Source organism: Treponema rectale (assembly GCF_014202035.1).
GTDB classification, from domain to species: Bacteria; Spirochaetota; Spirochaetia; order Treponematales; family Treponemataceae; genus Treponema_D; species Treponema_D rectale.
Window position 1 is genome coordinate 217,915 of sequence record NZ_JACHFR010000001.1, and the last position, 21,481, is coordinate 239,395.

Annotated in this window: 15 protein-coding genes; 7 read left to right on the forward strand and 8 right to left on the reverse strand. The window is 40.1% G+C overall.

The window, feature by feature from the left end; genetic code table 11:
* Positions 1 to 44 precede the first annotated feature (44 nt).
* Positions 45 to 1,961, forward strand: coding sequence for a RelA/SpoT family protein (locus HNP77_RS00885; protein ID WP_184651277.1), 1,917 nt, complete (start codon positions 45 to 47; stop codon positions 1,959 to 1,961).
* Here HNP77_RS00885 and prmC read toward each other — a convergent pair.
* From prmC to galE, 5 genes are all read right to left on the reverse strand, one after another.
* The gene (gene prmC, locus HNP77_RS00890) at positions 1,945 to 2,880 is read right to left on the reverse strand and encodes a peptide chain release factor N(5)-glutamine methyltransferase (protein WP_184651278.1); all 936 of its coding nucleotides are present in this window, start codon (positions 2,878 to 2,880) and stop codon (positions 1,945 to 1,947) included. The two genes, HNP77_RS00885 and prmC, sit on opposite strands and share 17 nt — an antisense overlap.
* Positions 2,881 to 2,889: 9 nt before the next feature.
* Entirely contained in the window at positions 2,890 to 3,966 is a 1,077-nt protein-coding gene (prfA, locus tag HNP77_RS00895) for a peptide chain release factor 1 (RefSeq protein ID WP_184651279.1), read from the reverse strand.
* A gap of 67 nt (positions 3,967 to 4,033) precedes the next feature.
* Positions 4,034 to 5,830, reverse strand: a complete 1,797-nt coding sequence (pepF, locus tag HNP77_RS00900) for an oligoendopeptidase F (protein WP_184651280.1) — start codon at positions 5,828 to 5,830, stop codon at positions 4,034 to 4,036.
* 3 nt (positions 5,831 to 5,833) lie between these two features.
* Positions 5,834 to 7,066 (reverse strand): M20 family metallo-hydrolase, encoded by a 1,233-nt coding sequence (locus tag HNP77_RS00905; protein ID WP_184651281.1) that lies wholly within the window; start codon positions 7,064 to 7,066, stop codon positions 5,834 to 5,836.
* Between the two features lie 93 nt (positions 7,067 to 7,159).
* Positions 7,160 to 8,122: a UDP-glucose 4-epimerase GalE gene (gene galE, locus HNP77_RS00910; RefSeq protein WP_184651282.1), complete on the reverse strand. Its 963-nt coding sequence runs from the start codon at positions 8,120 to 8,122 to the stop codon at positions 7,160 to 7,162.
* Between the two features lie 120 nt (positions 8,123 to 8,242).
* On the opposite strand from galE, the gene HNP77_RS00915 reads away from it, so the two are divergent.
* The 6 genes from HNP77_RS00915 to HNP77_RS00940 are packed head-to-tail and all read left to right on the forward strand — an operon-like array spanning position 8,243 to position 15,242.
* Positions 8,243 to 9,523, forward strand: a complete 1,281-nt coding sequence (locus HNP77_RS00915; protein WP_184651283.1) for a M16 family metallopeptidase — start codon at positions 8,243 to 8,245, stop codon at positions 9,521 to 9,523.
* On the forward strand, positions 9,508 to 9,954 hold the full coding sequence (dut, locus tag HNP77_RS00920; RefSeq protein WP_184651284.1) for a dUTP diphosphatase: 447 nt from the start codon (positions 9,508 to 9,510) through the stop codon (positions 9,952 to 9,954). Before HNP77_RS00915 ends, dut begins: the two co-directional genes overlap by 16 nt.
* Before the next feature lie 3 nt (positions 9,955 to 9,957).
* Entirely contained in the window at positions 9,958 to 11,274 is a 1,317-nt protein-coding gene (locus tag HNP77_RS00925; protein WP_184651285.1) for an LptF/LptG family permease, read from the forward strand.
* Positions 11,271 to 12,341 (forward strand): LptF/LptG family permease, encoded by a 1,071-nt coding sequence (locus tag HNP77_RS00930; RefSeq protein WP_184651286.1) that lies wholly within the window; start codon positions 11,271 to 11,273, stop codon positions 12,339 to 12,341. The genes HNP77_RS00925 and HNP77_RS00930 overlap by 4 nt, the downstream gene beginning before the upstream one ends.
* A gap of 18 nt (positions 12,342 to 12,359) precedes the next feature.
* Positions 12,360 to 13,496 carry a tRNA guanosine(34) transglycosylase Tgt gene (gene tgt / locus HNP77_RS00935; protein ID WP_184651287.1) on the forward strand — a complete coding sequence of 379 codons (1,137 nt, stop codon included), beginning with the start codon at positions 12,360 to 12,362 and terminating at the stop codon, positions 13,494 to 13,496.
* A 3-nt stretch (positions 13,497 to 13,499) separates the two neighbouring features.
* Positions 13,500 to 15,242: a HEAT repeat domain-containing protein gene (locus HNP77_RS00940; RefSeq protein ID WP_184651288.1), complete on the forward strand. Its 1,743-nt coding sequence runs from the start codon at positions 13,500 to 13,502 to the stop codon at positions 15,240 to 15,242.
* A gap of 68 nt (positions 15,243 to 15,310) precedes the next feature.
* Here the strand turns inward: HNP77_RS00940 and HNP77_RS00945 are convergent, their stop codons facing one another.
* The 3 genes from HNP77_RS00945 to HNP77_RS00955 are packed head-to-tail and all read right to left on the reverse strand — an operon-like array spanning position 15,311 to position 21,448.
* Positions 15,311 to 17,914, reverse strand: a complete 2,604-nt coding sequence (locus HNP77_RS00945; protein ID WP_221266501.1) for a helicase-related protein — start codon at positions 17,912 to 17,914, stop codon at positions 15,311 to 15,313.
* A complete protein-coding gene (locus tag HNP77_RS00950) occupies positions 17,905 to 19,110 on the reverse strand; it encodes a CapA family protein (RefSeq protein WP_184651289.1) in 1,206 nt (401 codons plus the stop codon). The genes HNP77_RS00945 and HNP77_RS00950 overlap by 10 nt, the downstream gene beginning before the upstream one ends.
* Entirely contained in the window at positions 19,094 to 21,448 is a 2,355-nt protein-coding gene (locus tag HNP77_RS00955) for a coiled-coil domain-containing protein (protein WP_184651290.1), read from the reverse strand. The genes HNP77_RS00950 and HNP77_RS00955 overlap by 17 nt, the downstream gene beginning before the upstream one ends.
* Positions 21,449 to 21,481 lie beyond the last annotated feature (33 nt).

Consider the following 21,481-nt stretch of genomic DNA (forward strand, 5'->3'; position numbering starts at 1 on the left):
TTATTCCTTGTAATTTATGTGCGTAACGTTGTATAGTTTTAAGGATGGCAGAAGAAACCTTTGAAACTAATACTACAGTTACGGATCCGGATATTCTCATAAATACTTTCTTTTCAAGGTATGGTGAAAACTATTCTGAAGAAGATAAAGAAAAAATTCGTACTGCATGGGAATATTTAATTTCAAAAACTTATGAATTAAAGCGTAAGTGCGGTAAGCCTTATTACCTTCATCCCATGAGGGTTGCGGCAATTCTTGCAGAAAGCAGGCTTGGATATGAAGCTATTGCTGCCGGTTTTTTTCATAACATTGAGGAGGCCGTTCCGGACTGTATGGACGAAGTTGAATCCAGGTTTGGAAGTGAAATCGCAAGAATCTGCAGGGGAACTTCTAAAATCACAAACCTTAAAATTAAAAGTCAGACTCTTCAGCAGGCAGATGCAATCAGAAAAATGCTTTTTGCCATGGTTGATGACATAAGGGTAATTCTCGTAAAGCTTGCAGACAGACTGGACCGCATGCGTAATTTAAAATCGGTAAGTGAAGAAGCGCAGCGTGCGGTTGCAAAAGAAGTTATAGACATCTGGTGTCCTCTTGCCAGCAGGCTTGGTATGAGTGACGTTAAAAGCGAGATGGAGGATCTCAGCCTTAAGTACAGCAATCCTGAAGTATTTCAGCAGATAAAGACAATTGTTGCCTCAAAGAAAGCAGAACGCTCTGAATATCTTGAACGGGCTGTAAAGAAAATTTATACGGCTACAGAAAAGCTTGGAATTAACGTTCAGATAAAAAGCCGGGCAAAACATTTTTATTCGATTTATCAGAAGATGAGAAAGCGCAATAAAGGGGTTGATGAACTTTATGACCTTTTTGCCCTCAGAATTCTCTGCGAAACCAATGCAGAATGTTATACTCTGGTTGGAATCGTTCACGGTATCTGGAAGCCGATGGACGGACGCTTTAAGGATTATATTGCAATGCCTAAGCCTAACGGATATCAGTCTCTCCATACGACCGTAATCTGTGAAGGACATCCTCTTGAAATTCAGATCCGTACTTATGCAATGCATAACGTTGCAGAACACGGAGTTGCGTCTCACTGGCTTTATAAGAAGGGAACAAACCATGATATGGTTAAAGCTGAAGATTTAAGCATCATTAATCAGCTGAGGGCCCTTCGGGATGAACATCTTACTGACGAAAACTTTTTTACGGAACTGAAGAACGAACTTCTTGGTGACTCAATTTATGTATTTACTCCTATGGGCGACGTAAAGGAACTTCCTATGGGGGCAAATGCCATAGATTTTGCTTATGCAATTCACTCTGGAGTAGGCGAGAAGATTATCGGTGCAAAGGCGGATGGAAAAATAATTCAGCTTACGGCTCCCTTAAAAAATACACAGATTGTAGAGATTCTTACAAATCCCCAGGCGCATCCTACACAGGCACAGCTTAAGGCGGTTCATACTTCAAAGGCAAGACAGAAGATACACAGCTGGCTTGTGGAAAATGATCCTACTTTTATTGATAAGGAAGCAGAAGCAAAACGGCAGGCAGAAATAATTGCCAATACCCTTCATTCAAAACAGGTGGCAGAAAAGCTTGCTGAAGAAAAAAAGAAAAAAGGCTCGTCAAAGAAAAATCAGACGGCTTATACCGGAAAAATCCGTGTAGAAGGACTGGATAATTTTCTTGTTAATATTGCCCAGTGCTGTAAGCCTCAGCCTGGTGATCCTATTGTAGCTTATATGTCTCATAAGAAAGGTCTGGTCGTTCATTGTGCCGGCTGCATGACATTTCTGCGCATTCCGAATATTGAAAACAGAATGATTGAGGTAAGCTGGGCGGTGGGAAAACCTCAGCAGGAACCTTCCAGGGCTGATTTAAAGATTGCAGCAGAAAAGCAGAAAGCAAAGACTCTTCAGATAGAAAAGAACAAATTTAGAAAGATTCGCTGAAGTTTTTAAATCCTTCCGTAACCCTCAGCTGTCCTTCCAGGTCTCTGTGGATTTTTGTACGGGTAAGTCCGTTCTGCCTGAATAGCTCTTCCGTTTCCTGTGCATTGTATTCTCCGCTTTCACACAGAAGGGCACCGCCTGCTGTAAGTCTGGATACTGCCTGAGGTACAAGGTTCCTCATTATCCCAAGACCGTCGTTCTGTAGGGTTGGATTTCCGTTAAGGTCAATGTCTCCGTCCAGGGCCAGAACAGGTTCATTTCTTCCGTCCGTTAAAAGATTTCTTACTTCTTCTGCAGGAATATACGGCGGATTTGAAACTATAATGTCAAAGTTTCCCGGTACGGAATCAAAAAGATTTGTCTGAATGAATCTTATGTTTGCAGCTTCTTCCGGTGTAAAGAGTCTGGCAGCATTTTTTCTTGCGATATTAAGGGCTGCACTGCTTATGTCCGCAAGAATTAAAAGGGGAATGTTATGTTCCGGAATTATTTTGTGCTCAAGGGAATATTTTAAAATGCTTAAACCTACGCATCCGCTTCCAGTGCACATGTCGCATATCGAAAGAATTCCGCTGTGAAGTTTTGAATTGATTTTTTCATCAAGAATTTCCACTGCTTTTTCTACAAGTATTTCTGTATCAGGTTTTGGAATGAGTACATCAGGAGTTACGTAATAATTGTACCCGTAGAATTCTTTTTCAGAAATGATGTAGGCAACAGGAAGTCCTGTACTCCTTAAGTTTATGCTTTCAAGGAATGACTTCTCCTGCTCAGGTGAAAGTTCTGTGTCCCGTTCAAAAAGGAGCCTCGTTTTATCAAGGCCCGTTACATGCTGAAGTATAACTTCCGTATCCAGCTGAGGGGAAGGAGAAGCCGTAAGTTTGTTTTTTCCGTAAATTTTTGCCTGTAAAACCGTCATCTCAGATTTTTAAGCATCAATTTCGTTGAACTTTTCTTCTTTTGCATAAACGTTAAGGGCATCAAGCATTTCATCCATATTGCCCATCATGAAGCCTGGAAGATTATGCACGCTTAAATTTATGCGGTGATCAGTAACACGGTCCTGAGGATAGTTATAGGTTCTTATTTTTTCAGAACGGTCTCCGTTTCCGATCATGCTTTTTCTTGAAGCTGAACGCTCTGCATCAAGTTTGCTCTGTTCAAGATCAAAGAGCCTTGCACGGAGAACCTGCCATGCTTTTTCTTTATTTTTAATCTGGCTTTTCTGATCCTGCTGGATAACAACGATACCTGTAGGAATATGGGTAAGACGGACTGCTGAGTCTGTTGTATTTACACACTGTCCTCCCGGTCCACCGGCACGCATTACGTCAACGCGGACGTCTCCCGGATTAATTTTAATGTCAGCTTCTTCTGCTTCCGGAAGTACGGCAACCGTTACTGTTGAAGTCTGAAGACGACCCTGGCTTTCTGTTGCAGGAACCCTCTGTACGCGGTGAACTCCTGATTCAAAGCGGAGGGTTCCGTATACGAACTTACCTGTAATGGAAGTAACGATTTTGTTGAATCCTCCAACTTCAGTTTCCTGAGCTTCCATGGTTTCATATTTCCAGCCTTTCTTTTCGCAAAGGTGGCAGTACATTTCCCACATGTCGCGGACAAACAGAGAAGCCTCGTCTCCTCCTGCGGCGGAACGGATTTCAAGAATGATGTTTTTTTCATCAAGAGGATCAGGAGGAATAAGCTTGAGTTTTATGGTTTCTTCTATCTGAGGCTGCTTTTCTTCAAGTTCCTTTAATTCCTCACGGGCCATTTCTTTCATTTCTGCATCATCTTCTGCAGTAATCATCATTTTTGCGTCTTCGATGCCGGTGAGGACTTTTTTATAGTCAGCGTAAAGTTCCATAAGGTCAGAAAGATACTGATTTTCGCGCATCGTGTCCTTGTATTTTTTCTGGTCTTTTACAAGATCCGGATCATTGATGGCTTCTGTTACTACCTTGTAGCGCTGTGAAAGTTCTTCTAATTTCTTTAATAAATCCATAGTTCACCAATAATAAAGAATTCTGCCCGTTGTTTCAATAAAACAGCAGGCAGTTTATGAATCTGTGTCAGAGCAGGTTTTCGAGTTTTTCTACAAGACCTGCAAAAACGTCAAGGGCATCCTGTACCGGTTTTGTGCTGCTCATGTCTACGCCGCCGACTTTAAGGGCTTCAATCGGATATCTTGAACCTCCGGACTTAAGGAAGTTAAAGTAATCGTTAAGTTCTTTTTCTCCTCCTTCAGTAACTCTCTTTGCCAGGGCAAGGGAAGCAGAAATTCCCGTAGCATATTTGTAGACATAAAAGGCATTGTAAAAGTGAGGAATACGCAGCCCTTCAAGATCTGAAGATTTCTCAAACTTCATTTCAGGTCCAAAATACTGCTCCAGAAGTGAACGGTAGGTTGAACGGATTGTGTCTGTACTTAAAGGTTCTCCATTTTCTACCATCTCGTGACATTTGAGTTCAAACTCTGCAAACATAGTCTGACGGTGCAGGGTTGCAAGAATGTCAGAAGCACGCATGCTGAGAAGATACTTTTTCATCTCTTCATTTTCTGCGTTTTTGAGAAGATATTCAAAAACAAGTTCCTCATTAAAGGTTGAGGCAACTTCTGCTTCAAAGATGGTGTAGTCATAATGGCGGAACGGATTGTTGTGTACGCTGAACCATGAGTGCATTGAGTGTCCGCCTTCATGAGCCATGGTAAATACGTCCCTTATGGAATCTTCTTTATAATTGAGAAGAATGTACGGATATCCGTCATAGGCTCCGGAAGAAAATGCTCCGCTGCGTTTTCCTTTATTTTCAAAACGGTCAGTCCAGCCGCTTAAAAGTCCGGAACAGAGAGTATCAGTATATTCCTTTCCCAGAATAGAAAGGGCGTTACGTACAATTTCTACAGCTTCTTCGTAAGTGTGGTTTACCTTTACGCTTTTTACGAGGGGAACATAAACGTCATAATGCCTGAGTTCTTCCAGTCCCAAAACCTTTTTGCGCAGGGCATAATAGCGGTGAAGGGCCGGAAGATTTTTGTGTACAGTTTCAATAAGATTTTTGTAAACGCTTACAGGAACCTTATCTCCGTAGAGGGAGGCTTCAAGGGAAGAGCCGTATCCTCTTGCCCGTGCAATAAAAATATCCTGCTTTACGGATCCTGAATAAAGGGCTGCCAGGGTGTTTGCATGCTTTTCGTGAACTCCGTAAAATTTTTCGTAGGTTTCTTTTCTTACGTTTCTGTCCTGGTTTTCTTCAAGGGAACTCCAGGTGCTGTGGGTAATAGGAATTTCCTTTCCGTTTACGTTTACGCTGCCGAAGTCCAGGTCCACGTCAGAAAGAAGGGAGAAGGTATTTGAAGCCGTGTCTGCCGTCTCTGACTGCAGTGCAAGAAGGCGTTCTTCTTTTTCTGAAAGGGTATGTGGTTTTGCATGAAGAATTTTCTGAATGTAGATTCTGTAGTTTTCAAAACCAGGCTGCTGCAACCATTGAGAAATTTTTTCTTCCGGTACAGAAAGAAGTTCCGGTACAAAAAAGGAAGTTGCACTTGAAGCTTCCGTATATACCATCATTACTCTGTTAAGATCTTCCTGTGCTTTGGAATCTCCCTGGTCTGCAGAATTTTTAAGGCTTGCATAGTGATAGACTTTCTCAAGCTGTCTGTCTAAAGCTTCATCTGCATGGAGGGCTTCAAGAAGAACGTCTGCACTTTCTGACAGGCGGCCTTTGTAAGAAACAAAATTTTTTGTAAGCTCCGGGACCTTCTTAAGGTCAGCTTCCCATTCTCCATCGGAAGCATAAAGTTTTGTAAGATCCCATTTATATTCAGCCGGTATCTGGTCTCTTGTCTTGATTTCTGTATCTGCCATGTTTTAAATCTCGCTTGCCATCCAGGCGATTGTCATTGCATCGATGCCGATGTTTTTTATGATGCAGTATTCGTTAGGCTGGTGAGCAAGTTCGTCCATTGTACTCCATACTACAGCGTCAATTCCCCTGCTTCTTAAACCTGCTGCTACAGTTCCTCCGCCGATACCGATAAACTTCGGTTCAATTCCGTGTACGGTTTTGATTGCCTGTGCGAGTTCTTTTGCAACAGCTGCATCTTTTGAAGTTGCAGGACTTTCTTCTGCCTGCAGTTCCTTCATTTCAATTTTTACACCGTATTTTTCTTCTACGGCTTTTACCTGCTTTTTCATTTCTGTCCGTACTTCATCAAGGGTGTAGCACGGGTTAATGCGGCAGTCGCAGCAGAATACGTCATCTCCCGGAATAAAGTTTACACCGTCTACGTTGCTGAGTTTTTTTGTAGGCTGGAAGGTTGAATAAGGCGGATCAAAAAGAGGATCCTGTTTATTAAAAGTATTTTCAAGGGAATTAATTCTGAGGGCAAGATCGCATCCGGCTATCATTGCATTTTTGCCAAGATCAGGCCGGCTTCCGTGGCACTGCTTTCCGATTGTATGGAATTCAACCCAGAAAATATTTTTTTCTGCAATTTCTATGGTTTCGCCTTTTGCATCTCCTCCGTCTGGAATAAGGATGCGGTCGTTTTTTCCGAATATGTCAAAATGTTCTTTTATAAGATAATTCATTCCGTATGCAGAACCGACTTCTTCATCTGCCATAAAGAGAAGTTTGATTGTATGTTCAGGAATTATGTGCTGCTTTACGAAACTTAAAGCTGCCAGAACGCCGGAACACAGTCCCTGCTGATTGTCTTCAACTCCGCGTCCGTAAATTTTTCCGTCTTTTTCAGTTACAGTCCATGGATCAGTATTCCATGCGCTTAATTCTCCTACAGGAACAACATCCATGTGGGCACATACCCATATTGCATAATCGTCTTTATTTCCGGGAATAGTTGCTATGAGGTTAGGGCGGCTTCCTTCTTTTACTCTTGAATCGGGAGCATCATAATGTTCGAGATTTTTAATTCCTGCAGATTTAAGATATTCTTCAATTGCCCGGCACTTTTCCCATTCTCCGTCACCGCCGTTTTCAGGAGCAAGAGCCTTGCATTTTGTAAGCATGGTTTCTAATTCAACCATATCGCGTGTGTGTTCAGAAATCCAGTTTTTTAACTGGTCAAATTCCAGTGACATTTTTAATTCCTCCGGTAAATGATTTATAGCTAAAAAAAGCCGTCCGCTTTTGAAGTGAACAGCTTTTTATTGTTTCTGCTGAAATCTCAGTATTTATTTAGTGTAGACATCCCATGTTGTCTTTACAAGTGTTTCTACATCTGAATACTTTGGTTCCCATCCAAGAAGCTCTTTTGCTTTTTTAGATGTTGTGTAAAGGCTTGCCGGATCTCCCGGACGGCGCGCAACTTCTTCTGCCTTGATTTCTTTTCCGGTAATCTTGCGTGCAGCCTCAATGATTTCTTTAACGGTTGTTCCTTTTTCAGTTCCAAGGTTAAGCATAAGGCTTTCGTTTTTCTTTGAAATGTATTCAAGTGCCATAACGTGTGCCCTTGCAAGGTCTGTTACATGTACATAGTCACGGATACAGGTTCCGTCACGGGTATCATAGTCAGTTCCGAAAATCTTAAGTTCTCTCTGACCAAGAGCTGCTTCCATAACTCTTGGAAGAAGATTTTCCGGTTTCTGTTCAAGTCCGCGGATTACACCTTCAGGATCATAACCTGCTGCATTGAAGTAGCGGAGTGCTGCAAATTTAAGTCCTTTAAGCTGATCGTACCAGCTCATGAATTCTTCAATCTTGAGTTTTGTAAATCCGTAGTAGTTGATAGGTTTCTGCGGATGATTTTCATCAAGAGGAAGATACTGAGGTTCTCCGAAAGTTGCTGCGGAAGAAGAGAATACCATGTATTTGCAGTTGTATTTTACGGCTGCATTCATGATGTTAAGGGTTCCTGTGATATTGTTTACGGAATACTTTTCCGGTTTTACCATAGATTCTCCTGCTGCCTTGTATGCTGCAAGATGAACGAAACCGTCAAAGCCCTGAGCAAAAGCTGCATCGATTTCTGAAGGAATGAGAATATCTCCGTGAATGAAATCGTTCTCAGGGAAGAGATTGCAGCGAAGTCCGCTTGATAAGTTGTCAAATACTGTTACTTTATGTCCAGCCTTCATCATTTCTTTAACGACATGACTGCCGATGTAGCCGGCTCCACCAATAACTAAAACCTTCATATATATGCCTCCAACATTTGCTATATATTGTACTGAATTGTTTTGTTGTATGCAATTTGCTTTCTGATATTTAACATTATATTGTTTCCATCGGAAAAATCGTATATAGTTTACCTTCCTATGATAAAAAAAGAAGTTTTGCAGAATAATGTCGTTCTTGTTTCCGAAGAGGTGGGGGGAGCAAATTCTGCAGCGGTTGCATTTTATTTTAATATCGGCAGCAGGTTTGAATCTGAATCTGAGCGGGGAATTTCTCATCTTACGGAACATCTTCTATTTAAAGGAACTTCTTCCCGTACCAACGCAGACATAACCAGAACTTTTGACAGAATGGGTGCCGTGGTAAATGCTTTTACAGAAAGAGAAAATGTCTGTCTTTACGCACTGGTTCCTGATATTAAGGACAATATAAAAAGAGCTGTTGAAATTTTATGTGACATGAGTACGGAGAGTTGTTTTCCGGAAGAAGAATTCATAAAAGAAAAAAGAGTTGTTCAAAGTGAAATTGCGTCTCTTGAAGATGATTCGGAAGAATGTGCCCTTGATGAAGCTGCCGGTTTTGTATGGAAAGATAAAAGTTTAAGCAGCTCCATAGGCGGTACTATTGCTCAGGTTGAATCAATAAAGCGTTCTCAGATTATGGACTGGTATGACCGGTATTTTTCTCACGGAGAACTTAGTGTTTTTATTACCGGTAAATTCTGCCTGGATGAAGTAAGAAAGCTTCTTGAGAAACTGCCTCTTCATAAAAAATTTCTGATGTATCCTCAGGAAAAGCATTTTGAGAATCCTGTTGAATGGAATGCAGGTTATGATTTTAAGAAATCTTCTTTCAGTCAGTGTCAGATTTATCTTATGTATCCTTTTGTCATGCCGCTAACGGAAAAAGAAAGTTTTGCCATGCTGGTATTCAATGCGCTTACCGGTGATACAATGAGCAGCCGCCTGTTTGAATCGCTCAGAGAAAAAAACGGTCTGTGCTATTCTGTTTTCAGTTTTTTTACCTATTACGAAAATGCCGCCGCATGGTGTGCCAGTGCTTCAACGGAAGAAGATAATGCTGTTAAAACCTCCGTTCTCCTGCAGGAAGAAATCGAAAAGCTTTTGTCAGAAGGAATAACTCAGGATGAAGTTGATGCTGCCATTGAGCATGTTTGCGGTGAAGAAATACTGGCTTCCAATGACATGGAGTACATCCTTAAACGCAATCAGAAAAATTTTTCACTGGGATTTACCCTGCATGATACGGCACGGACGGTTGAATGTATACGAGCCGTTACAAAAAATGATATAATGGAACTGATTCGCAAGCTTATTGTGGATTCAAGAAAGGCTTTGATTGTATACGGTCCTAAGCTTTCTAAAAAAAATAAAAAGGAAATATCATGCAGCAGAAAATAAAGATTAACTGTAAGGTTTCAGAAGGAGCTGTGCTTCCGTGCTATAAAACTGCGGGAGCAGCGGGAGCTGATGTCTGTGCAAATTCATCACTCGTCATAAAAAAAGGCTGCAGGGCTCTTGTGGGAACAGGACTTTTTTTTGAGATTCCTGAAGGATATGAAATACAGGTAAGGCCTAGAAGCGGTCTTGCTTTTAAGAATGGTGTAACTGTTTTAAATACTCCTGGAACAATTGACAGTGATTACAGGGGAGAACTTAAGGTTCTTCTTGCAAATTTCGGAGAGGAAGATTTTACTGTAAATCCTGGAGACCGTATTGCTCAGATTGTAGTTGCACCTGTTACTCTTGGAGATTTTATTCCTGCAGAGGATATTTCTGAAACGGAACGTGGAAGCGGTGGTTTTGGAAGTACTGGAGTTGCATCAAAATAAAAAATGTTTTCATTCGGACTTTCTGCATATATAAAACGAATATTCTCTTCTATTAAATATCTTGGATTTAAAGGAATTCTTGATTCCAGAGTTTCTAATTTCAGGCTGCTGAAGTGGATTTTCGTTTTTGGTTTTATTATTGCAAGAAAACGTTCGGATCATAAATACATGTGTTATTTTGCCGACCGCATATACAGGATGCAGGCTGTAAAAAGATTTGTAATGGTGCGGTATATTGCAAAAGAACTTTTTGTATATTTTTTTGTCTGCTTTCTTTTTTTCTTTGTAGTTTTTTTTGTCAATCAGCTGCTGCTGATGGCCGAAACGGTTTTAAAGAAAAGGGTTCCCGTAAAATATGTTCTGCAGCTTATAGTTTACTGCATGCCGGGAGTTGTTTCTCAAAGTGCTCCTTTTGCAACTCTTGTAGGATTCCTTATGTGTCTGGGACGCATGGTTACTGATAATGAAGTTCTTATTCTCAGGGCAACCGGTCATCGTTATGGGATTCTTCTTGTTCCTGTCCTTATAATGGGAATGCTTATTTCTCTTTTCAGTTTTGTAATGAATGATTATTTTCTTCCGCTGGGTACACTGAAATTCAACAGACTGTATAAATCCATAATCGTTTCAAATCCTGCCGTTGAGCTTGAATCAAATTCAATAAAGAGGCTTAATGATTCTACCCTTATAATCGGAGAAGTTGATAAGCAGCATGTAAGTGATCTTGTTTTCTTTGACGTAAAGGAAGCAAAGGATCAGCGTTTTATTGTTTCTAAAGATGCGGTTGTAAAAAAATCTACCCATGACGGAGTTCTCATGGAACTGGATATGACTTCTCCTGTGGTTCTCATGATGAATAAAAATACTAAGAGGGATTTTGATGTAATTGTTTCTGATGAACTGCGCCTCAATGTTTTTGAGGATTCAATCATAGATACAAATCAGCAGATTGCTCCCCGGGAAATGACCAGCAGTGACTTAAAAAAGAAAATAAACCGGATGAAGGCCCTTACTAATGTAAACAGCAAGCAGCTGAATACTTATATCCTTGAATATAATAAAAAGTTTTCCGTTCCTTTCGGTTCCATTTTTTTTGCTATACTTGCTTTTCCTCTTGCTCTTGTTTTTGGAAAAAAAGACGGTCAGACTTTAGGCCTTATTTTTGGAATAATAATTTCCGTCATGTACTGGGCGGCAAATATTTTAGGACAGATGTTCGGTTTGAGAAGCGGTTATAACGGTTTCTGGATGATGTGGGGACCTAACTTCTTTATAGGTATTGTTGGATTTATTCTTTATCTGAGGCTGAGAAGAAAATGAAGCTTGTGGTATATATGCTTAAAAAGTTCTTTGGAATTTTTTTAGGTTCACTTTTGTTTTTTATTCTGGTCCTCATGCTTACAGATCTTTTAATGAATCTGTGGAGTTATATTTCAAAGTCTGTTCCTTCAAAAACCGTAGGGCACATCATGCTTCTGTATCTTCCTAAAACCGTCTGGTATGCTCTTCCCATTGCCATGCTTTTTGCAACGGCATACATGCTCAGCGATTTTTATGCAAGAAATGAACTGCTGGCTGTTTTTGCTTCAGGAGTTTCTTTATTTAAGTTTGCTGCGCCTCTTCTTATCGTTGCAGTGTTTATGAGTTTCGGGATGTTTTTTCTGGAAAACAATCTTGTAGTAAAAACATTTGCCAAAAAAGAAGCCCTGCAGAAAAAAGTTTTGAAAACCGAAAAGAACATGAACAATGATAATATTGTAATCATGGCTGAGGGCGGACGCATTATTTATCAGGCTGAATATTATGATGATTCCTTGAAGAGACTTTTTACTGTTTACATTATGTTCCGGGATGAAAATAAAAATCTTCAGGCAATAATTGTTGCAGACAATGCAAGCTATCAGACGGATCACTGGGTTTTGTCCGGGGCAACACAGTATTCTTATGAAGACGGTAATGTAAAAATAAAGGGACTTGATCAGGAACTGATAAAGCGGCTTACGGAGAGTCCTGAGACTTTCAGGAATAATACTATTTCCGTAGAAACAGTTAACACTGAGGAGGCCCGGGCTTATATAAGGCATCTTGAAAAAGCCGGCCTGCCGAGTTCGGAAGCAAAGTCCGTATATTATAAGAAGTTTTCATTTCCTTTTGTTCTGGTTATTGTTGTCTTTCTTGCCGTAGGACTTAGCGGAAAGACGAGAAAAAATGTTCTTATAATAAGTTTGTTTCTAAGTATACTTTCAGTTGTTTTATTTTATGTAACTCAGATGATAACCATGCTTATGGCAAAGTTTGGAACTATCCCGCCTCTGTTCGGGGCCTGGTTCCCGGTATTTTTATTTATTGTCATAAGTATTGTTCTCTTAAAATATGCAAGAACTTAATTTTTATAGGATTGGAATATGATAAAGAATTTTTTTGAAGTACATCATGAATGTAAAAATTCCCTGGCCCGTACCGGAGTAATTCATCTGCCTCATGGAGATGTTCAGACTCCTGTATTTATGCCTGTTGGTACAAAAGGAACCGTAAAGGCCGTTGATAAGGATTCTCTGGAAGAAATGGGATTTGAAATCATCCTTGCAAATACATATCACATGTATCTTCGTCCTGGTGCTGATATTGTTCAGGAAGGCGGAGGACTTCACGGCTTTACAAAATGGAACAGGAATTTTTTAACCGATTCGGGAGGATTCCAGGTATGGTCACTTTCTAAACTCAGAAAAATTGATCCGAATGGAATTACTTTCAGAAGCGACATTGACGGAAGCAAACATTATTTTACTCCTGAGAATGTTGTTCAGACTCAGACAAAACTTAATTCAGACATACAGATGCAGCTGGATGTATGTACCGGATATGATGTAAAGAGAAAAGAGGCAGAGAAGGCTCTTCAGATAACCACAGACTGGGCTAACCGTGCCGTAGCTGAATGGAAAAAGCAGCAGGAGAACGGATACAAAGGAGTTCTTTTTCCTATAGTTCAGGGAAACTTCTTTGATGATCTTCGCAAAGAAAGCGCTCAGTTTGTAAGTGAACTTGATACTCCCGGTCTTGCAATCGGCGGCTTAAGTGTCGGTGAGCCTGCAGATGTTTTTGCAGAAAAACTTCAGTATACGGTTCAGTATATTACCAGAAGCAAGCCCCGCTATGTTATGGGAATCGGTACGCCTGAATATATTTTTGAAGCAGTTGCAGACGGAATTGATATGTTTGATTGTGTTCAGCCTACACGTATTGCCCGTCACGGTATGTACTTTACAAGAAAGGGAATGGTTTCAATTAAACAGAAACGTTATGAGCATGACTTTACTCCCGTTGATCCTGAATGTAACTGCAAGGTATGCAGAACTTACAGCCGTGCATATCTCAGACATATTTTCAGGGAACAGGAAATTCTTTCTTCAATGCTTGCAAGCTACCATAACCTGTATTTCTTAAATGACATGATTCATCAGATTCGTGATGCAATTAATCAGGATCGTTTTGAAGAATTCCGCAGGGAGTTTCTGGATAGATTTCATTCCGGCGAGGTGTGATTTATGAAGAAGATTTTTTTTACTGCTTTTCTTTTATTAAATGGAATTTTTTTTGCTCAGGAATCTGAAACTGTTCCGCCTGCTATAGATAATCTTCTTACGGCTCCTGAATCATCAGAAGAATCGGAAGATTCAGTTTTATCTGCTGATAATGCCGGTGCCGTTCAGGAAGAATCTGTTGCTGAAGTTAATTCAGAAACACCGGCATCATCTGTTTCTGAAAAAAAAGAAGATCCTATAGTTCAGGCTTATCTTGAAAGCGAAAAGAAAGGAAAGAAAGAAAAAAAATCTGAACCTTACAAATACACAAAAGAAAAACAGTTTGCAGATTCCCGCCGGCCAAAAAAGCCTGATTCTGCAGATATAGAAAGGGCTGCATCCCGGGACGAAAAAAAATCAGGTAATGATTATATCGAAAAATGCAGGGAAACTTTTAAGTTTGGTCTTGAATCAGAGATAAGCGAGCTTCTGGATGAACTTACAAAAAACGAAGACCTGCGGTTTGTTGATGAGATTTATGATCTTTTTTATGTAACGAAAAATCCTGCAATCAGAAATAAAATCCTTACGTACTTTACAAAACTAAAGGATCCCTGTCTCTGTGATTACGCCACTGAAGTTGTAAACGATCCCTATGATGTTCAGAAAGATACTGTTGACTTATGCTTTAAGTATGCAGCTGAAGTAGAGTGTAAGGAAGCTGTTCCTGGACTTATATATCTTATTGATAAGGAAGAAGAAGATTATTTTAATATAGCCCTTACTGCAATCGGAACATTAGGGGGAACTGATGAAGCTCAGTTTCTTGCAGGCTATCTTGACCGTGATGACCTTTCTGTTTCTCAGCGTCAGTCCCTTATGCGGGTACTTGGAAAGATTAAGGCTGTAGAAACATGGGACAAGCTCAGCGAAATTGCACAGGACGAAGACGAAAATGCATTTGTAAGAATGTATGCGGCAGAAGCAATCGGTGCGATGGAAAAAGAAGAAAGTGAAGAAATTCTTGTAAAGCTTTTTGAAGAGAAAGATCCTAATTTCAGACAGTATGTGGTAAAGGGAATCTCTCATTTTCATGATAAGACTGCTGATGAAATTATTTTGCAGGCTTTAAGGGACGGCCAGTATAAAGTAAGGCTTGAAGCCGTAGACTGCGTAAGTGAACGCAATATGAAAGAGGCAGTTCCATATCTTGTTTACAGATGCAAGGATAAGACTGAAGAAAAAGTTGTAAAAGAAAAGTGTTATTCTGTAATTGCAAGACTTGATACAAAAGAGGGAAATGAATATCTGATTTCTCTTGTAAAAGATAAAAAGCTGAATGATACTGCAAGGGCAAAAGTTGCAGCAGCTCTTCTTGAGAATAATCATGCAGGAACGGAAGAAATAATAGAAGTTGCAAGAGATACACTGAAAGATGATCTCCGCAAAAACCTCAGGTATGCCCTTGGAAAAGAATTTGCAAAGTACGGAAGAAAAGAATTTGAAGATATCTGTAAGGCTTATATCGAACACTCTGATGTTGCTACTCAGGGAACAGGTCTTGATATCTGGGCAAAGGGAAGGTATTCCTCTTTAAGGCAGATGGTTGCAGATATTGCTAAGGATGCGGAAGAAACTGAAGAAGAAAAAGAGTCTAAGGATTCAAAAGAAAAGAATAAATTCCGTCCTAAAAAGAAGAATGCAAATGCTGCAAAAGCAAAGCGAATTCTTGAGAGTGTTGATTCCATAACAGGAAGTGATAAGTAAATACCATAATAAGCATAAGGTCCGTATATGGAAGCTGTTCCAGTGTACGGGCCTTTTTTTACGGACGTTTATTCATATAAAGAATTAAGAAGTCTGTATATGACGTTTACCTTTTCTTTCTGTGTATCATTTAACTCCATAGCATTGCATTCATCTATCAGGCGCTCAAGAGATGATATGCTTTCATTCAGTGCAGTAGGAAAGCCTCTTGATACTTTATACCAGAAGGTTCCCCTGTTGTCTGTAAAAAGTGTAATGAAACCAAGTTCCCTGGAAGAACTTTTTGCAATTGCAACGCGCATTATGCAGCCGAGGGTTTTAATAAGCTGTTCTAGATTTTCCTGCGTGCTGATATTTATATTAAGCTTTCTGTTCCATTCCTGTTCATCAATAGGATTAAGATTAAGGATTCTTGCTGCCTTAATGATGATTTCTGCTTTTTCATTATTAAACAGAGTAAACTTTTTATTCATCAGTACACGGCCCTTCATTGCACCGATCTGAGCCAGAAGGTTTTCATTTTTTTCTGCAGCAGCAGCCTCTTTTAATTCATTCCATGGAAGTAAAAGAACTTTCTTTCCTTTTGCTTTTTCTATCTTAAAAATGTGTCCGCCAAAACTTACGGAATCATCATTTTTTTCTTTATTTTTCTTTTCCAGTTTTTTTGCAAAGCGGGAATCACTTCTTCCGACTTTATGGTTTTCTTCCCTGAAACTTGTTCCTGAATATTCAAAGGAGCCGGTAAGCTGACGGGAAGCCTTGCCCCTGAGATGCTGAAGATTAAATTCCAGTTCCGGATTTATTTTTGTAATAAGATTTTTTGTCAGAGGTGAGACGCTCATTGCAAACATACGGCTTGTCTTGACGATTTCTCCTGCAACAATGTAAAGGGGATTTGTCTTGAACATTGAAGAGCCGGGATGAATGGAAATATGATCAGCAGTCAGCGTACGGTAGGTTTCCCTTCCTTCCCTGATGCATACAAACTGAATCATTCCGCTGGCAATGCAGCACAGGTAGTTATCCATCTGTCCGCCGCCTGTAATCGGAACTTTCATTCTGTCTCCGACAATTTCTTCCAGCTGTGTTTTTACATTAAAGATTTCGGCCATGACTTTTTCGTCAAGGTAATTGTTCCTGCACCAGCGTTCCCTGTTGTTTACGGAAGTATAGGTTTTGTAAATCTTTACATAGCTTACAAAATCTCCCTGTATGTCACGGAAAGCATGATGAGCCTGCCGTGCATCCATTTCTTCACCTACTGGAAGTATAAATGGATTTTGTGTACTTAGGAATGCAGCTGCAATAAGAACTTCATCCAGAACATCAGGATACATAAGGAGGCTTTCTACGATGATACGGCTTACTCTTGGTTCAAGAGGAAATTCAACCATGAGTTTTCCGATGCGGCTTAAGGTTCCGTCCTGTTCAAGTGCTCCCAGCATGTTCAGTGTGTTTACTGCTCCCATAAGGTCTTCGTGCTGAGGAGGAGAAATAAAATCAAATTTATCAAAGTCTGTAATTCCAAGTTCAGACATTCTGAGGACAACTTCACTTAAGTCTGTTCTGTAAATTTCTTCAGTTGTATATTCCGGCCTGCTTTCAAATTCCGATTTTTGGTAAAGACGGTAGCAGGTTCCTTCCTGTGTACGGCCGGCACGTCCCCGGCGCTGGTTGCAGCTTGCCTTGCTTACAGGACATTCAATAAGGCTTGAAGTAAAAGTCCGTGGTGAATAAAAATTGAGTTTTGCAAGACCTGAGTCGATTACAGTTGTAATTCCGTTAATCGTAACGGAGGTTTCTGCAATATTTGTACTGAGAACGACTTTCTTTTTACCGAAAGGTGCGCTGTCAAAGACTTTTTCCTGTTCTTCTTTAGGAAGCCGTCCGTAAAGGGGAACTATATGAATCTTTGAATGAAAATGTGCTGCTTCAAGTTTCTGCATGCAGTCTTTAATAACTTTTTCTCCCGGAAGGAAAACAAGAATGTCTCCGTTTTCTTTATTATCCAGGACACGGTCAATCGTAGATTCAATTTTTTGAAGCAGGGCTTCTTCTGCTTCCTCATTGATTGTACTTGCTTTTATAAGAGGCGGATCATATACCATGGCAACAGGAAATACCTGAGTTTCTATCGTTACGATCGGGCAGTTGTTAAAATATCTGCTGAAGGCTTCAGCGTTCATTGTCGCAGAACTTACTATTACCTTGAAGTCTTTTCTTACAGCCAGTACGCGTTTAAGGAGACCGAGAACAAAATCAATGTTAAGGCTTCTCTCATGAGCTTCATCAACCATGATGACAGAGTATTTACTCATCCACGGATCAAGTTTCATTTCCTGAAGGAGGATTCCGTCCGTCATGATTTTTATTTTTGTAGTTGAGTCAGTTTTATCTTCAAACCTCATTTTGTATCCGACAAGTCCCGGATAAGAAGTCTTTAACTGTTTTGAGATAAATTCACTTACGCTTAAAGCTGCAATTCGCCGCGGTTGGGTTACGGCAATAATACCATTTTCTGAGTAGCCGGCTTCGTGGAGTATTACAGGAAGCTGTGTTGTTTTTCCGGACCCGGTCGGGCTTTGTACGACAATAACCTGATTTGTTTTTAATGTTTCAAGAATGCGGTCTTTCTGTTCATAGACCGGGAGTTTTTTGTAGTTTATTCCCATATTAATTTTCCTTTTATTTTTTCCATCAGCAGCATTCGTTTGTGCAGGTAGGCTGACCAGGTTTTCTTTCCCTGCTTTTTTAATTCTTCAATAAAAGAATCATCAAGTTTTTTTATTACAAAATGCCACTGGTTTGTAATGTATGTTGTGATAAGTACAGGATGAACCTGTACAACTTTTACTATTGGTTTTCCGTCATTAATAAGTTTTTCAAATTTTACCTGAGTTATAAAACCTTCTCCGGTGTAGTCCCTTATAGTGTCCGGAGCATCATAGCTTGGAGAAGTTCTCTGCGCACTGATGGTATTGCCCTGTGAATAAAAAATTATTTTATCAGATGCTCCTTCTTTTGAACGGTAGAGTTCCCATTCCTTTGGAACATGGGGATGATTAGCATTTATAATGTCAACGCCGGCATCCAGAAGCTTTTTATAAAAACTTCTTTGTGATTTTTTTGTTGTAAGTACGTATTCTTCTTCTGCAGTATGAAAACTTAGTATGAATAAATCACAGGGATTTTCTTCGCGGATTTTCTTTACAAGTTCAATAAAATTTTCACGGCTTTTTGAATCTGTTTTTATGTAATTTATGTAAGAATTATAATTCGGTTTGTTAAGAAGTTCTGTAACTGCAAGATATACAATTTTCCAGTCCCGTATGTTTATTGTTTCAAAAGTAAACGGAGAAGAAGGAGAGTCCTTTACCCCTGAAGAATATACCGGACGGGAACTTCCGGCTGTAGCGGTTCTTTTTTCGTCAAAGTATTTTTTTGTTGCTTTAATTCCTTCCAGTTCCTGATCATTAGTGTGGTTGTTGCATAAAGAAAATACGTTAAAGCCTGCTTTTACCGCTGCATCGGCATACTGATGATGAACGTTAAAAGCGGGATAACTGGAATAGGGCAGTGAGTCTGTAACCGGTGTTTCAAGATTTACGAAGGCTGCATCGCTTTGGAGAAGAAAATCTTTTATGTCCTCATAAACTTCATCAAAATTGCTGATGTTCCAGTTAGGCTTGTGGGCCATTATGTCTCCGGCAAATGTAAGCGTTATGTTGTTTGTACCGTCAAATAATGTATCTGAAGTTTTAAAAACAACTTCTTCCGTTCCGGATGTAGAGGCGCAGGACAATAAGAACAGGGATGCTGCTGATGACAGTATTATATTACGGAAGCAGAAACTAGAAGCAGAGTTCATAACCTAATGTAAATTTTCCCAGTATTTTTTCTTTCGTACACAATGCCGTAGCACTGACAAATGCACCGCCGCTGGAAGGAGTGTAAAGTTCAAGACTGGCTCCCATTCCGCAGCCTGCTTTATTACAAATGGCACCGCCTTCAAGCCAGCCGCTTATCCTGACATATTTCAGAAGGTTGAAACTTGTTCCCACCATTCCCGTAACGTCATAGTAAAAATCAAGTTCTTCAGCTGTTTCTGCGCTGTTGTAGTAAGAAGAATTCTCTGTGTTTGATTCCAGAGTCTTGCGGTCACCCCCTGCACCAAAGTCAAAGTTTGCACCGATGAATATATTCTTTGTCAGTCCTACTGTAAAAGTATATCCGATTGTAAGGTAAGCTTCTTCCTGATTCATGATGAGGCTGATGTTTCCAGGAACTGCCATGCCGTTGCTGTAGAATGCACTGAAGGTGTCTCTGTCATCCTGAAAACCTGTATATGCAGAATCTGTTGAAGAGGCTTTTGATTCTGACTTTTCCTTTTTCTTTTTTGAGCCGCTCTTTTCTGTTTTTTTCTCTTCTTCAAATTTTGCCCGGGCTTCTTTTTTGATGTCGGCTTCCTGTTCTGACTTGGTACGCCAGTCAACTTTACAGGCAGGAGTATAATTGTATCCTGCTTTTACAGTAGAGTTAATGCTTTTGATTGTTTTAGAGTTGCTTACGTTTTTAAGTTCGATTTTCGTAATCTTAACCTGATAGGCAGAAGGTTTTGTATACCTTTCGGAAGCGATTTTGTAAGTGATGATTGCCTCAATGTACGGAATGTTCATTCTGAAAAAACTGTCATAGGTATCTACTGTGTCGAAATATTCCTGAACAAGCCGGTTTTTCTTTTCAAAATTCTTGTCCCCTGCCTTAGGAGCTTCAGGAATGTCCTTGCCGGTTATTTCCTTGTAGGTAATGAGGTCTGTTGCTGTATGAATTGTTTTTCCGCTGAATGCAAATACAAGGGTGTAATGCCATCCGCCTGCATTACCGTCATAGTTGTCTACACGGAAGTATATGCTGCTGTCTGTAAGGGAGCCGGATTTAAATTCCTTTGATTCCATCTTTGAAATGTCAGAACTGATTTTTTTTCTCAACTGATTCTGAACATCCATAATGCTTTTGTTCAGTTCCGTAGAGTTTTCTACGGCTTTTTCTTCATATTCATTCTGAAGGGCCTGAATGTCAGCGTCAAGACGGGCCTGGGAAAGTTCCGAGCGTTTTCCGTCAGCATCTTTTTCTGCTGTCTGGAGAGGACGGTTTTTTCTTGCTTCTATTTTTTTATCGTATTCTGCCTTAAGGTTTTTATTGTAGGCAGCAACAGCGTCGTTTACAGATTTTTCGTTGGCGTAAAGAGTCTGCTTTTCTGCTTCTATAAGTTCCACATATTCACGGGCAGTAAGTCCGTCAATTTTTTTATTGCGGATTTCCATTGCCTTCTGTTCTACTTCATTTGAAATCTTAAGAATTTCCTGCTGCTGTTTTGCATCGCGGTCCATCTTTGCAATTTCTTCTTCCTGCTCACGCTTGGCATCTTCCTGAAGCCGCTGGAGCTTTTCTTTTTCAGCAGCCTGCTGCCGTTCAAGTACAGCTTTCTGTGTTTCGATCCTGGTGCGTTCTGCTTCCAGTTCAAGGTCTGTGAGTTTTGTTCCGGACAGACTGTTTTCTTCTTTTGAAATGCGTTCAAGTTCTGCTGTAATTGCAGAAAGGTTTTCTTTCATTTCGTTTTCAGAAGCGGAATTTGTTTCTGTAAGCGAGCCTATCTGAATGAGGCGTTTTCCGGCAGAAGTAAGGTTTACTCCCAGGTCGGAAAGAAGCTTTACTGCAGCAGTGCCGTGAACTTTTGTAATGTAGTCCGTCTGAGAGTAGAACGGAGAAGTGTATCCGCCTTCTGATTTGCGTGTTTCTATGCTGAAAATAGTTGCAGAAAGGCTGTAGGTGTCTTTATCTCTGGTTGTGCTGAGGGTAATGTAGTATTTTGCCTGAATGGATTTGCCCAATTCCACAGGATTTTCTGATGAATATTCAGAACTTTCATACTGACGCTGAATTTTACGGATCGTTTCCGTCTGTTCAGCATCTATAATCTGAATGTTTGAGTAACTGTTAAGGTCATTTATTATGTCTGCTTTTATTTTTATTGGAATCCATTGATCACTTTTATCTGATTTACCGTTCAGAAGGGTTGAATCATAAATGAGGACTTTTTTGTCTGATCCGCCGTTACCCGTAAAGTAACCGCTGTCTGCTGATATGCGTGCAGCAGTGATTATGGAAAGAAAAAGTGCTGCTGCAGCTAGTTTTACAACTTTCATACCTGTATTTTATCATTTTAAGCAGCTGTTTAC

Coding starts and splice junctions, on each gene's coding strand:
- HNP77_RS00885 (WP_184651277.1), top strand. CDS start 45: ATGGCAGAAGAAACCTTTGAAACTAATACTACAGTTACGGATCCGGAT.
- prmC (WP_184651278.1), bottom strand. CDS start 2,880: ATGACGGTTTTACAGGCAAAAATTTACGGAAAAAACAAACTTACGGCT.
- prfA (WP_184651279.1), bottom strand. CDS start 3,966: ATGGATTTATTAAAGAAATTAGAAGAACTTTCACAGCGCTACAAGGTA.
- pepF (WP_184651280.1), bottom strand. CDS start 5,830: ATGGCAGATACAGAAATCAAGACAAGAGACCAGATACCGGCTGAATAT.
- HNP77_RS00905 (WP_184651281.1), bottom strand. CDS start 7,066: ATGTCACTGGAATTTGACCAGTTAAAAAACTGGATTTCTGAACACACA.
- galE (WP_184651282.1), bottom strand. CDS start 8,122: ATGAAGGTTTTAGTTATTGGTGGAGCCGGCTACATCGGCAGTCATGTC.
- HNP77_RS00915 (WP_184651283.1), top strand. CDS start 8,243: ATGATAAAAAAAGAAGTTTTGCAGAATAATGTCGTTCTTGTTTCCGAA.
- dut (WP_184651284.1), top strand. CDS start 9,508: ATGCAGCAGAAAATAAAGATTAACTGTAAGGTTTCAGAAGGAGCTGTG.
- HNP77_RS00925 (WP_184651285.1), top strand. CDS start 9,958: ATGTTTTCATTCGGACTTTCTGCATATATAAAACGAATATTCTCTTCT.
- HNP77_RS00930 (WP_184651286.1), top strand. CDS start 11,271: ATGAAGCTTGTGGTATATATGCTTAAAAAGTTCTTTGGAATTTTTTTA.
- tgt (WP_184651287.1), top strand. CDS start 12,360: ATGATAAAGAATTTTTTTGAAGTACATCATGAATGTAAAAATTCCCTG.
- HNP77_RS00940 (WP_184651288.1), top strand. CDS start 13,500: ATGAAGAAGATTTTTTTTACTGCTTTTCTTTTATTAAATGGAATTTTT.
- HNP77_RS00945 (WP_221266501.1), bottom strand. CDS start 17,914: ATGGGAATAAACTACAAAAAACTCCCGGTCTATGAACAGAAAGACCGC.
- HNP77_RS00950 (WP_184651289.1), bottom strand. CDS start 19,110: ATGAACTCTGCTTCTAGTTTCTGCTTCCGTAATATAATACTGTCATCA.
- HNP77_RS00955 (WP_184651290.1), bottom strand. CDS start 21,448: ATGAAAGTTGTAAAACTAGCTGCAGCAGCACTTTTTCTTTCCATAATC.